The 12,109-nt window shown below is 72.6% G+C and carries 14 protein-coding genes; 5 read left to right on the top strand and 9 right to left on the bottom strand.

The features are described 5' to 3' along the window. Nucleotides 1–26: 26 nt before the first annotated feature. Entirely contained in the window at nucleotides 27–875 is an 849-nt protein-coding gene (locus tag ACZ6B8_RS30165; RefSeq protein WP_471609275.1) for a methyltransferase domain-containing protein, read from the bottom strand. 179 nt (nucleotides 876–1,054) lie between these two features. On the opposite strand from ACZ6B8_RS30165, the gene ACZ6B8_RS30160 reads away from it, so the two are divergent. Continuing rightward, nucleotides 1,055–2,200, top strand: coding sequence for a magnesium and cobalt transport protein CorA (locus tag ACZ6B8_RS30160; protein WP_471075842.1), 1,146 nt, complete (start codon nucleotides 1,055–1,057; stop codon nucleotides 2,198–2,200). Between the two features lie 66 nt (nucleotides 2,201–2,266). Here ACZ6B8_RS30160 and ACZ6B8_RS30155 read toward each other — a convergent pair whose 3' ends face one another. Then, a complete protein-coding gene (locus ACZ6B8_RS30155) occupies nucleotides 2,267–2,686 on the bottom strand; it encodes a CBS domain-containing protein (protein ID WP_471075839.1) in 420 nt (139 codons plus the stop codon). Between the two features lie 178 nt (nucleotides 2,687–2,864). Beyond that, entirely contained in the window at nucleotides 2,865–3,497 is a 633-nt protein-coding gene (locus tag ACZ6B8_RS30150) for a nucleoside/nucleotide kinase family protein (protein ID WP_471075836.1), read from the bottom strand. A 202-nt stretch (nucleotides 3,498–3,699) separates the two neighbouring features. On the opposite strand from ACZ6B8_RS30150, the gene ACZ6B8_RS30145 reads away from it, so the two are divergent. Beyond that, nucleotides 3,700–4,179 (top strand): anthrone oxygenase family protein, encoded by a 480-nt coding sequence (locus ACZ6B8_RS30145; RefSeq protein WP_471609274.1) that lies wholly within the window; start codon nucleotides 3,700–3,702, stop codon nucleotides 4,177–4,179. 217 nt (nucleotides 4,180–4,396) lie between these two features. Further along, nucleotides 4,397–5,887, top strand: a complete 1,491-nt coding sequence (locus tag ACZ6B8_RS30140) for a glutamate synthase subunit beta (protein ID WP_471609273.1) — start codon at nucleotides 4,397–4,399, stop codon at nucleotides 5,885–5,887. A 187-nt stretch (nucleotides 5,888–6,074) separates the two neighbouring features. Here ACZ6B8_RS30140 and ACZ6B8_RS30135 read toward each other — a convergent pair whose 3' ends face one another. From ACZ6B8_RS30135 to ACZ6B8_RS30125, 3 genes are all read right to left on the bottom strand, one after another. Continuing rightward, nucleotides 6,075–6,887, bottom strand: coding sequence for an SAM-dependent methyltransferase (locus ACZ6B8_RS30135; protein WP_471609272.1), 813 nt, complete (start codon nucleotides 6,885–6,887; stop codon nucleotides 6,075–6,077). 43 nt (nucleotides 6,888–6,930) lie between these two features. Next, nucleotides 6,931–7,146, bottom strand: coding sequence for a DUF397 domain-containing protein (locus tag ACZ6B8_RS30130; protein WP_355818066.1), 216 nt, complete (start codon nucleotides 7,144–7,146; stop codon nucleotides 6,931–6,933). A 110-nt stretch (nucleotides 7,147–7,256) separates the two neighbouring features. Further along, nucleotides 7,257–8,117, bottom strand: coding sequence for a helix-turn-helix domain-containing protein (locus ACZ6B8_RS30125; protein ID WP_471075825.1), 861 nt, complete (start codon nucleotides 8,115–8,117; stop codon nucleotides 7,257–7,259). A gap of 159 nt (nucleotides 8,118–8,276) precedes the next feature. On the opposite strand from ACZ6B8_RS30125, the gene ACZ6B8_RS30120 reads away from it, so the two are divergent. Beyond that, entirely contained in the window at nucleotides 8,277–8,777 is a 501-nt protein-coding gene (locus ACZ6B8_RS30120) for an ATP-binding protein (protein WP_355817837.1), read from the top strand. A gap of 66 nt (nucleotides 8,778–8,843) precedes the next feature. Continuing rightward, nucleotides 8,844–9,266: a hypothetical protein gene (locus ACZ6B8_RS30115; RefSeq protein WP_471075822.1), complete on the top strand. Its 423-nt coding sequence runs from the start codon at nucleotides 8,844–8,846 to the stop codon at nucleotides 9,264–9,266. 145 nt (nucleotides 9,267–9,411) lie between these two features. Here ACZ6B8_RS30115 and ACZ6B8_RS30110 read toward each other — a convergent pair whose 3' ends face one another. The 3 genes from ACZ6B8_RS30110 to ACZ6B8_RS30100 form a co-directional block, all read right to left on the bottom strand. Further along, nucleotides 9,412–9,588 (bottom strand): hypothetical protein, encoded by a 177-nt coding sequence (locus ACZ6B8_RS30110; protein ID WP_471075819.1) that lies wholly within the window; start codon nucleotides 9,586–9,588, stop codon nucleotides 9,412–9,414. 223 nt (nucleotides 9,589–9,811) lie between these two features. Then, complete coding sequence (locus tag ACZ6B8_RS30105) at nucleotides 9,812–10,495, bottom strand: DUF899 domain-containing protein (protein WP_471075816.1); 684 nt, start codon at nucleotides 10,493–10,495, stop codon at nucleotides 9,812–9,814. A gap of 176 nt (nucleotides 10,496–10,671) precedes the next feature. Next, a complete protein-coding gene (locus ACZ6B8_RS30100; RefSeq protein WP_471609271.1) occupies nucleotides 10,672–12,063 on the bottom strand; it encodes an amidohydrolase in 1,392 nt (463 codons plus the stop codon). Nucleotides 12,064–12,109: the final 46 nt, after the last annotated feature.

Below are 12,109 nucleotides of genomic sequence, written 5' to 3'. Positions count from 1 at the left end.
ACCCCGCCCGGCCCGGCCCGCACTCGCTAGCCCTTCCTCCCCCACGTCGAGATCAGCGGCGGCGCCGCCAGGTCCACCGTGCCGGTCGCGATGTTCGCCACGTGGTGGTCGATCTCCTCCCCCGTGGCGAGCCCCGTCGCGGTCAGGTCCTGGCGGAGGTCCTGGAGCGTCGCCGTCTCCAGTGCCACGCACGCGGGAGACGAGAGCGGGAAGTACACGTCGGACTCCACCCGGTGCAGGCCCGCCTCGCGCAGCAGCCGGGGCACGCCGCGCCCGTACGCGATGTCGGCGCCGCGCCGCGCGAGCAGCGTGCGCGTCTGCTGTCGCAGCCGGTTCGCCAACTCCTCGGCGGGGCCCTGCTCGTCGGGGCAGGCCAGCGTCTGGAGCGCCAGGTCGGGTTCCTCGATCAGCAGTCTGCCGCCGGGCCGCAGCGCCTTGAGCATCGACGCCAGCGCGCGCTCGCGGTCGGACACGTCGGCCAGGACCAGCCGGGCGTGCACCAGGTCGTAGCCGCCGCCGGGCGGCTCGTCGGCGGCGACGTCGTGGATCCGGACCTCCAGCGGCGAGCGCGCCGCCCGGGTCTGCCAGGACGTGTCGATGTCGGTCGCCAGGACCCGGCCCGTGGGGCCGACCCGCCGGGCGAGCCAGGTGATGACGGACGTGCCGCCCGCCCCGACCTCCCAGCACCGCCAGCCGGGGCCGATGCCGAGACGCTCGATGTGCCCGAACGTCGTGGGGTCGAAGAGGGCGGCGAAGGCGTCGGAGCGCGACCGTGCCGTGGACTGCCGGGAGTCGGAGAGCTGCCGGTGGTCGGAGAGCTGGCGAGGACCGGCGTACCGCCGGGGGTCGAGGAGATGACCGTCGATTTGCGTCATGTCGTGATCATCCCCGGTTGTCCCGCTTGCTCCCGGGAGGCAGAACCGGGCAATACGGAACGGAGTCCTCCGTTCCCACAGGCCTTGGCGGCGTGCCGGAACGTCCTGGCAGACTGGCACGCCAGGTCATCACGCACGCAACGCCGTACCGCACGCAGTCGTCACCGCGAGGAGCCCACATGTCGATGGCAGGCAATCTGCGCAAGGTCGGGAGCCTGCGCAAGGTCGGCGGGCTGCGCAAGGTCGGCGGCCTCAGGAAGGTGGCGCGGCTGGCCCGGCGCGGCACCCGGGTCGACCTGAGCCACCCGGCCCGCTCCCCGCTGGGTTCGTCGGTGGTCAACTGCGTGACGTACCGGGCGGGGGTGCGGCAGGATCCGGGCCGCGATCTGGTCGAGGCCGTGGAGTGCGTCCGCAGGAGCCGCGACGGCTTCGTCTGGCTGGGGCTGCACGAGCCGACGGAGGAGGAGTTCGCCGACGTCGCCGAGCTCTTCGGTCTGCACCCCCTCGCGGTGGAGGACGCGGTCCACGCCCACCAGCGCCCGAAGGTGGAGCGGTACGACCAGTCGCTGTTCGCCGTGTTCAAGACCGTCTGCTACGTGGAACACACCGAACTGACCGCGACCAGCGAGGTGGTGGACACCGGCGAGATCATGGTCTTCCTCGGACGGGAGTTCGTCATCACCGTCCGGCACGGCCGGCACGGCTCGCTCGGGCCGCTGCGCGAGGAGCTGGAGGCCACCCCCGAGCAGCTCGCCCAGGGTCCCGCCGCGGTGCTGCACGCCATCGCGGACCAGGTCGTCGACGACTATCTGGCGGCGACCGACGCGGTGCAGGCGGACATCGACCAGGTCGAGACCGACGTGTTCGCCCCGGACGGCGCGCGGACCGACCCGGGCCGCATCTACCAGCTCAAGCGCGAACTGCTCGAACTGAAGCGGGCGGTGGTGCCGCTCGGCCGCCCGCTCCAAGTGCTCGCCACCCAGCCGATGCGGCCCATCGCCCCGCAGATACAGGCGTACTTCCGGGACGTCGACGACCACCTGAAGCGGGCCACCGAACAGATCGCCTCCTTCGACGAGTTGCTGAACTCGATCCTTCAGGCGCACCTCGCGCAGGTCACCGTCGCGCAGAACGAGGACATGCGGAAGATCACGGCCTGGGCGGCGGTCGTCGCGGTGCCAACCATGGTCTGCGGCATGTACGGCATGAACTTCGACCACATGCCCGAACTGCACTGGCAGTACGGCTACGAGATCGTCATGGCCCTGATCGGGGCGGCCTGTTTCGCGCTCTACCGCGGGTTCCGGCGCAACGGCTGGCTGTGAGCGGAAGGGCGGCTCGTCGTCCGCCTCAGCCCTTCACCTGGGCGGTCAGCCTCTTCACGCGGACGCTCAACCCTTCGCGTACACGCTCTCGACCCAGCTCGCGAGCTGGTCGTCGGTGAGGTGGGCGGCCAGGTCGGCCTCGCTGATCATGCCGACCAGCCGCTTGTTCTCGATCACCGGCAGCCGGCGGATCTGGTGGCCCTGCATCTCGCGCAGGACCTCGTCGACGTCCGCGTCCGCGGCGATCCAGCGCGGCGTGCCCCGGGCCATCTCGCCCGCGGTGATCCGGGCCGGGTCGTGCCCCATGGCCACACAGCCGACGACGATGTCGCGGTCGGTGAGGATGCCGCAGAGCCGTTCGTTCTCGTCGCTGATGGGCAGCGCGCCCACGTCGAGTTCGCGCATCAGCTGGGCGGCGCGGTCCAGGGTCTCGTGCTTCGGGATCCACTGGGCACCCCGGTGCATGATGTCTGCGGCGGTGGTCATCACTACCTCCCGTGGCCGGGCAGTGTCCGGTGCGGCGCGGAGGCGCCGCTGGTCCCGGCGCCCTTCATTCTCGCGGCGCCCCGGGCGGCACGCATCCGGAGTGATCGGCACGCGTCCGGTGCGCGCGGGACGTGTTCGATGCGCGCGGGACGCGTCCGGGGAGCCGGTGCGGCCCGGGTCAGCCGCTCCACGCCGGGTGCCGGGGGTCGTCCGCCCGTACCACCACATCGGCCGCGGCCGACGGATCCACCTCGGTCTCGTACCGTTCGAAGGCCGGCAGGGTCCACCGCTCGTCCTCGGCGGTGCGCCGCCGCAGGGCGCCGGGCGACAGCCGCACGTGGACGGTCAGATCGAACGGGAACCAGTGGCCGAGCAGCAGCGGGCCGTGCAGCAACAGCACTCCGCCGGGCGGCAGCTGTGCGTACGGACTGCGGGTCGCGCGGTCGGCCACCGGGTCCCACAGGTCGGGCAGGATCCGCCCGGTGCCGCCGGGGTCGAGCGGCCCGAGGACCTCGCGCCACAGCGCGCCCGTGTCGAACCACCCGCTGTAGTACGCCTCCACGTCCTGGTGCCCGTACTCGAACCGCAGTGACGCGGGTCGCAGGAAGCCCTCCGTCGGGACCACGAGCGAGTCGCGCCCGCGCAGCCGCAGCGCGTCGGCCACCTTGCGCGCCAGGTCGCCGGTGCCGCCGGCCGGTGCCCCGTCGAACGCCACCCGCGGCCAGGCGCCGCCGTCGGCCGGTTTCAGGTCGAGCAGACGGTCGGCGAGGGTGTCGGACAGTCGTTCCCACGTGATCGGTTCGAGTCGCACGGGCCCATGATGCCGGGTGGCGGGCGCGGCCGGAGACGGCGGCGTATGGGGGCGCGAGCGTCGCGTATGGCCGGGGCGGGCCGGTGCGAATTGACTTGTGGTGACGCGGGGCCGCGCCGCATGATCGCTGCCCGGCCCGCCGCGCCGTAACCGTTTCCGCCCCACAGCGGAATGAACTCGCCCCATCATCACGGGAGTTGCCATGATCGACGGTCCGTACTTCGTGCTCACCGTGCTCGGGGCGCTCGCCTGCGGGCTCGCCGCCGGCGTGTTCGTCGCGTTCTCGACGTTCGTGATGAAGGGGCTCGCCGCGCTGCCGCCGGTCCAGGGCATCGCCGCGATGAACCGGATCAACGTCGCGGCGGTCACCCCGGCGTTCATGGCGGTCTTTTTGGGGGCGACCGGGCTCTGTGCGGTGCTCGCCGTGGTGACGTTCGTGCTCTGGCCCGACGACGGCAGGGTCGAGCTGCTGCTCGGCAGCGCGCTGTATCTCTTCGGCGCGTTCGGGGTGACCGTCGTGGCGAACATCCCGCGCAACGACGCCCTCGCGAAGGTGGACGCGGAGAGCGTGGAGGGCGCGGCCTACTGGAGGTCGTACGTCCGCGAGTGGACCGCGTGGAACCACGTCCGCGGGGCCGCCGCGCTCGCCGCGACGGCCTGCTTCATCCTGGGGCTGAGCTGAGCTGACCTGACCGTTGCGTCGCCCGGCCTGAGCTCGGCCTCGGGCCCGCACCGCGCCACACTCGCCCCCCCACGCGCCGCACGTGCCGAGTGTCGCGACCCGTCGTACGGTGGCAGAAAGCCCGCGCAGAAGGTGCGCACGCGTCCGCACGTGGTGGCCTACGTGAGGAGACACGGCGCGGCACCCGTCCGCGCACGGCCGCAAGGGAGACGGCGCCATGGCCGACCCCAAGGGCTTTCTCACCACCCCCCGCGAGGAATGGCCGCGCCGCCCCGTCGAGGAGCGGGTCAGGGACTGGGACGAGGTGTACGTCCCCGGCGCACTGCTGCCGATCGTCGAGCGGCAGGCGGACCGCTGCATGGACTGCGGCGTGCCCTTCTGCCACCAGGCATGCCCGCTCGGCAATCTGATCCCGGAGTGGAACGACCTGGTCTCGCGCGCCGACTGGCACGCGGCGGCGGAACGGTTGCACGCCACGAACAACTTCCCCGAGTTCACCGGGCGGCTCTGCCCCGCGCCGTGCGAGGCGGGCTGCGTCCTCGCGATCAACCAGCCCGCGGTGACCATCAAGAACGTCGAGGTGGCGATCGCCGACCACATCTGGGCCGACGGTCTCGCCCCGCCGCGGCCCCCGGAGCGTCTCTCCGGCAGGACCGTCGCCGTGGTGGGGTCGGGTCCGACGGGCCTCGCCGCCGCGCAGCAGCTGACGCGGGCCGGGCACACGGTCGTGGTGTACGAGCGGGACGACCTGCCCGGCGGGCTGCTGCGGTACGGGATCCCCGCGTTCAAGATGGAGAAGCACCATCTGGAGCGCAGGGTCGGGCAGTTGACCGCGGAGGGGGTGCGGTTCCGGACGTCGACGGAGGTGGGCCGGGACGTGGCCGCCGCCGAGCTGCGGAGCCGTCACGACGCGGTGGTGCTCGCCGTCGGCGCCACGGCGTGGCGGGAGCTGGACGCGCCGGGGCGCGAACTGGAGGGCGTCGAGCAGGCCATGGCGTATCTGCCGCTCGCCAACCGGGTGTGCCAGGGGGACCTCGCCCTCTCGCCGCTGAGCGCCGCGGGCCGGCACGTCGTCATCGTGGGCGGGGGCGACACCGGGGCCGACTGTCTGGGCACGGCGGTGCGCGAAGGGGCCGCGTCCGTCACGCAGTTGGACATCTACGCGCGCCCCGGCGAGGCGCGCGACGAGAGTGCGGAGCCCTGGCCCACGTATCCGAGGATCTACCGGCTCTCCGCGGCGCACGAGGAAGCCGGCCGGCTGCGGACCGCGCCCGTCGCGGACGCCGACGCGCGGCTGTTCGCGGCGTCCACGCTGCGGTTCAGCGGCGACGCGGCGGGGCGGGTGCGGGCGCTGCACCTGACGGAGGTCGATGCGGACCGGCGCCCCGTGCCGGGCACGGAACGGGTACTTCCGGTCGACCTGGTGCTGCTCGCGCTCGGCTTCTCCGGGCCCGACCGCGCGGCGGGCGGCCTGCTCCAGCAGTTGGGCGCGGAGCTGGACGGGCGCGGTGTGCTCGCCCGCGACGCGCACTTCGCGACCAACGTCCCCGGCGTCTTCGCGGCGGGCGACGCGGCGCGCGGCCAGTCGCTGGTCGTATGGGCCATCGCGGAGGGCCGCGCGGTCGCGGCGGCGGTGGACCGCTGGCTGACGGGTGCCACGGAGCTGCCGAGTCCGATCACGCCGTACGACCGGCCGATGACGGTGTGAGCGGCGGGCCGGCCACCGAAGGGCGACCGTGGCCCCCGCCACGCCACCGCCGCCGCGGTGACGGCCGGGCACCACCCGGTCGGCCGGGTGAGTGCGTCAACTCGCCTGTGCACCACGGGAATACGCGCCGCGGGTCAGCACGCCGGAGCAGCGGCCCGCCGCCCTCAAGACCCGCCGGAGCAGCGGCTCACCGCTTGCGCGCCACGCCCCCGTACCCCGGCGTCGGCCCCTCGTCCGACGCCGGCGTCCACTCGCCCAGCTCCGGCTTCCAGCGGTCGAGCACGGCGACGCCGGGCATCACCAGCTCGTACTCCGCGAAGAACCGTTCCACCTCCGCCTGCGAGCGCAGCGCCAGCGTCATGCCCCGCGCCGCGTACAGCTCGGCGGCCTGCCGCGCCGTCCGCGGGGTGAAGTCGGCCGTACCGTGCGACACCATCAGGTGGCTGCCCGGCGGCAGCGCCCGCATCAACCGGTCCACCAGGTCGTACGCGCCGTCCTCGTCCGCGATGAAGTGCAGCAGCGCGACGAGCGAGAGGGCGATGGGCCGCTCCATGTCCAGGACGCGCGCGGCCTCTTCGAGGATCTTCTCCGGCTCGCGGAAGTCCGCCTGGATGTACTCCGTGACACCCTGTGGGGTCGACCGCAGCAGCGCCTCGGCGTGCGCGAGGACGATGGGGTCGTTGTCGCAGTAGACGACCCGCGTCTGCGGTGCGATCCCCTGGGCGATCTGGTGGAGGTTCGGCTCGGTCGGTATGCCGGTGCCGATGTCGAGGAACTGCCGTACGCCCTGGGACGCCAGCCAGCGCGTGGCGCGCTGCATGAACGCCCGGTTGGCGCGCGCCGTCGTCAGGACCCGCCCGTCCATGGCCACCAGCCGGCGGCCCATCTCCTCGTCCACCGGGTAGTTGTCCTTGCCGCCGAGGAACCAGTCGTACATCCGGGCGGGGTGCGGCTTGCTGGTGTCGATGTACGACGATTCGGTCATACGTGCTCCAAACATGCGCGGCGGGCGGGCTCCGGACGGGGACGGCCGACGGCGGGGGTCACGACAGCAGGAAGTCCGCCTCGCCCGACTTCGCCCCCTGGATGAACGCGGTGATCTCGCCGTGCGTGTAGATCAGGGCGGGACCGTCGGGGTCGGCCGACTGGCGCACGGCGACCCGGCCGTCGGCCAGCTTCATGGCCTCCAGGCAGTTGCCGCCGTTGCCGCCGCTCCACGGCTTGTGCCAGCCCTCGGTCCCGAGGTCGCGGGCGGGCATGCCGTTGTAGATCCGGGATTCCGCGCGGGCCTCGGTGCGCGAGTCGTCGCGGGCCCCGGGAGAACGCGGACCGGCGGGGCGCGTTCCTGCTCGATGTCGGTCCATGTCTGTCACAGCTCCTTGCGGAGGTCCCGGAGGATCTCCTTCGTGCGTTGTGCGGTGGCGGCCTGCGCCGCCATGCGGTCCATGACCTCCAGGTGGGTGGCCACCTCGCGGCGCGCGTCCAGGTAGACGGCGCCGGTCAGGTACTCGCTGTAGACCATGTCGGGCAGCTCCGCCATGGCGAAGCGGAAGAGCACGAACGGTCCGTACGTGCCGGGGTGCGGGCCCGCCGCGAACGGCGCGACCTGCAGGGTGACATGGGGCAGTTCGGCGGCTTCGAGCAGCCGGTCGATCTGGTCCCGCATCACCTCGCCGTCGCCCACGGGCCTGCGCAGGGCGGTCTCGTCCATCACCACCCACAGCCGGGGCGCGTCCGCACGGGTGAGCAGCGACTGGCGTTCCATGCGCAGCGCCACGTACCGCTCGATGTCCGCGGGCCGGGTCTGGCCGATGGCGCCGGAGCGCATCACGCCGCGCGCGTACTCCTCGGTCTGCAGGAGTCCGGGCACGAAGTGGGGTTCGTAGGACCTGATCAGGCTGGCGGCGCCCTCCAGGCTGACGTACATGCTGAACCAGCCGGGCAGGATGTCGTGGAACCGCTGCCACCAGCCGGGTTTGTTGGCCTCCTCGGCGAGCGTCACGAAGGCCTCGGCCTCGTCGTCCGCGACGCCGTAGGACTTCAGGAGCAGCTGGAGATACGGGATCTTCAGCGCGACCTCGGCCGTCTCCATGCGCCGGACGGTGGCGGGGGCGACGCGCAGGATCTTCGCGGCCTCCTCGCGCTTCAGGCCCGCGCTCTCGCGCAGGTCCTGCAGGCGACGACCGAGAACGACCTGGCCGACGGTCGGCGCGGACCGCGGTTCGCTCACGTCTGCTACCTCCACCTGACTGGCGCGTTGCCTCAACTCGCACCGCACCGCGAGCCGTAGCGAGCAGTGTGCCATGCGCCGTCTCGGAGGAACACGCCACTGTGCACATTTCAGAGTGGCCCTTGCCAAGGTGTTCAGGGCGGGGCGATAGTGGAGAGCGTGACTCCGCCCGCGCCGTTACGAACCGAAGCCACCGAAGGCCGCCCCGGCGATCTCGCCCTGGCATGGCCCGAGGACGCCGAGGTCTGCGTCAGTTTCGCCCTCGCACCACGTCCGGGCTCCGTCGCACAGGCCAGACGCCTGATGCGCACGCAGCTCGACGGGTGGGCGGTGCGCGACGACGACGCCTGCGACGCGGCGGCACTCGTTCTCTCCGAACTGGTCACCAACGCCGTGGTGCACACCGCGAGCAGGCGGATCATCTGCGAGCTCTGCGCAGATCCGGAGAAGCTGCGCATCGCCGTACGTGATGAAGGGTGCGGTTCAGGGACGCCGCGCCCGGTACACAGGGGGGCCGACGAGGAGCACGGGAGGGGACTGCTTCTCGTCGACGCGGTGAGCAGCGCGTGGGGCGTCCACGACGCGGGGCCCGGTATCGGGCTCACGGTGTGGGCGGAGTTGCCGAGAACGGCGCCGGTGTCGACGTCGGCGTGTGCGTAGAACAGATCGATCGAACGTGGCAGTGATGCGGGCGGGGGGCATGTGAGCGCGGGTACGGTGCGGCCGTTGGATCTGACCACCTTGGTCCGGCTGTCGCGGCAACGGCGGCGCGCCGGGACACCGTCGGCGGCGCCGCTCCCCCGGCTCGATCTGCCCGAGGGCATGACCGAGCCGCTCGGCTGCGACGCGGTGGCGGTCCCCGCCTCCTTCGGGCCCCGGGTGATGTCCCGGCTGCCCCGGGTCGGGTGTGTGTACGAGGACGGGGCGCGCTGGTGGTGGATCGTGCCCGCGGACTCCGATGTCGCCATGGAGTGGCCGGCACCCGTCGACTACTCGGCCGGGGCGGTGGTGCGGGACGCCGTGTGCCGTCCGGTGCTCATCAACCGCCCGCCGGACGACGTCCCCTACACCCCGCCGATCCCGCTCTACCTGGCGCTGTGCCGGGAGACGGGGACGACGCCGGGGTGGTCCCGGGCGCTCAGCGCCTGAGCGCTCCGCTGGGTTGGGCGGATTCTTTTCGGGTGCCGGTCTCTGTTCGGGTGCCGGTTTCCGTTCGGGTGCCGGTTTCCGGGGGGCCGGGCGCGCGGTTCCCCGCACCCCTGAGGGGCCCTCACGGGCCCTCAATGACCGGGCCCTACGCCGCCGTCGGCACCGGCTCCGGGACCGTCACCAAGAAGGTGTCCGTGGCGAGGTCCATGACCACCTCCGCGTCCTGACCCTCCTGCCGGCGGGCCCGCGCGAACTCCTCCGCGGGCCACGATCCGCGCGGTCCGCCCGCGGGAAAACGTTCGAGCACCGTTCGTCCGTTCATCATCATCCCTGTCCCCCGTGTCGTTCTGCCCTGTTCCGTACGCGGTCCGAAGACCCTGTACGGATGAGAACGCGCGGGACGGCGCCAAGGACGCGCAACGTGACCGAACCGAGATGGAGTTGGGGGATATCCCAGGGTTCTCCCTGAGCCCCGGCCGCCGGTCGGGCGCCAGGGACGCTCGTCAGTCGTCAGTCGTCAGCTGTCGATCGTCGGTCGTCGGTCGTCAGTCGTCGTATTCGTCGTGGTAGCGCACGCGCGCGCTGCCCGCCGGGGCCCCGAGCACCGACGACCGCCCCGCGGGCTGCTCCCACTCCTCCTGCCGGCCGAGCGCGGTGAGGTCGAGGAGGCTGGTGGTGGAGCCGAGACCGTCGAGACCGCGGGCGAACGTCGCGTAGGTGTGGAAGACGCGGTCGCCGTAGCGCAGGAAGCAGTTGATGGCGGGCACGTCGCGGGGCTCCTCGGCGAAGGAGGCGCCGAAGTCGTAGTTGAAGTCGCCGCCGTTCGTCGAGAACCAGGGCACGGTCCAGCCCATGCGGGCCTTGAAGGTCAGCAGCTTGGTGAACGGGGCGCGCGAGACGGCGACGAAGTTGGTGGAGCGGGCCCGCAGATGCCCGAGGTGGCCGATCTGGTCGAGGAATCCGGAGCAGCTGCGGCATCCCGCGTCCCACTCCGGGGCGAACATGAAGTGGTAGACGATCAGTTGGTCCCTGTCGTCGAAGAGGTCGAGCAGGGTCGCCTTCCCGTCCGAACCGTCGAAGTAGTACTCCCTGTCGACCTCGACCATCGGCAGCCCCCGGCGCTCGGCGTTGAGCGCGTCACGGGCGCGGGTGGCGGCCTTCTCCTTGGCGAGGAGCTCCTCACGCGCGGCGGTCCACTCTCCGCGCGTGACGATGTCCGGAAGTCCCATGGCCTGTCTCCTCCACCCTTCGGGCGCGTACGTCTGCGAAGGGTGGACCTGCGGGGTTCGCGGAACTCATCGCTCCCGCGCGAAGAAGTTTCAGAAAATCACCGGGAGTTCGAGCGGCGCCCGGGAGCGCGGGGTGGGCCGGCGGCGCGGCACGTCCCTCCCGGGAGGCCCGGCCCTCACCCCTCGTACTCCTGGATCCGCCTGCCGTGGCCGCGGTCGACCAGTTCGGGCAGCAGGGCGGTCAACTCGCCCACGATCTCCGGCACGTCCAGGGTCAGCAGTTCGCGGTCGCGCATCAGGACGCGGCCGGCCACGATCGTGGTGCGCACGTCGGCCGAGCGCGCGCTGTGCACAAGGGTGGCGGCGAGGTCGTGGACGGGCTGGGTGTGCGGTCCCGTCAGGTCGACGAGGACGATGTCGGCCCGCCGGCCCGCGGCGAGGGAGCCGATCTCGTCGCCGAGGCCGACGGCCCGCGCGCTCTGCAGGGTGGCGTGGTCCAGGGCCTGGCGGGCGGTGAGCCACGTGGGGTCGCGCTCCGCGTACTTCTGGACGAGCGCGGTGAGCGCCATCGACTCCCACACGTCGAGGGTGTTGTTGGAGGCCGCGCCGTCGGTGGCCAGGCCCACCGGGACGCCCGCCTCGCGCAGCGCCCGTACGGGGGTGGTGTCCCAGCCGAACTTCAGATAGCCGCGGGGCGCGGAGGCGACGGCGACGCGGCCGCCCGCGCGGCGCAGCACCGGCAGGTCGCGGGCGGTGTCGAGGCCGGTGGTGTGGGCGAGCAGGACGTCGGCGTCGAGCAGGCCGGCGCGCTCCAGGATCTCGATGGGGGTGCGGCCGTGCCGGGCCAGGCTGTTGTCGGTCTGCTCGCGGTTCTCGGCGGCGTGGATGTGGACCAGCAGGCCGTGGTCCCTGGCGAGTTCGGCGGTGGCGGCGAGGTCGGTCTCGTCCACGGTGTAGGGGGCGTGCGGGGCGAGGCAGGTGGTGATGCGGCCGTCGGCAGCGCCGCGCTGCCGGAGCGCGAAGTCGAGGGAGGCGGCGCGCCCTTCGGGGCCCTGCGAGCTGAAGTAGGCCTGGCCGAGGACGGCGCGCAGGCCGCTGCGAGCGGTGGCGGCGGCCACCTCGTCCATGGCGAAGTAGTGGTCGGCGAAGGTGGTGACGCCGCCGCGGATCATCTCCGCGCAGGCGAGCCGGGCGCCGAGTCCGACGACGCGCTCGGTCAGGTTGGACTCGACGGGCCAGATCCAGTCGTTGAACCAGGTGTGCGCCGGCAGGTCCTCGGCGAGGCCGCGCAGGGCCACCATCGGGGTGTGGGTGTGGCAGTTGACGAGGCCGGGGAGGGCGACGGTGCCGCGGCCGTCGAGGTGTTCGGCGGCGTGCGCGGGCGGGTCGTCGGGGGCGCCCGCCGTGACCGAGGCGATGCGTCCGTCGCGTACGACGATCGTCGCGTCGTCGACGAAGACGATCTCGCCCCGCGCGTCGTGGGTCAGCGCCGTGCAGCCGGTGACGACCAGATCGGCGGGGACCGGGCTGTTCGGTCCGGCGGGGCCGGGTGCGGGAGGCGTCGTCATCTCTTCACGGTAGTGCGAGTGCGCATCCCGGGGGGCTGTCGCGGAG

Source organism: Streptomyces sp. NPDC041122 (assembly GCF_055592445.1).
The sequence above is the reverse complement of the archived record's forward strand: the minus strand, read 5'-3'. Positions and strand labels throughout refer to the sequence as shown.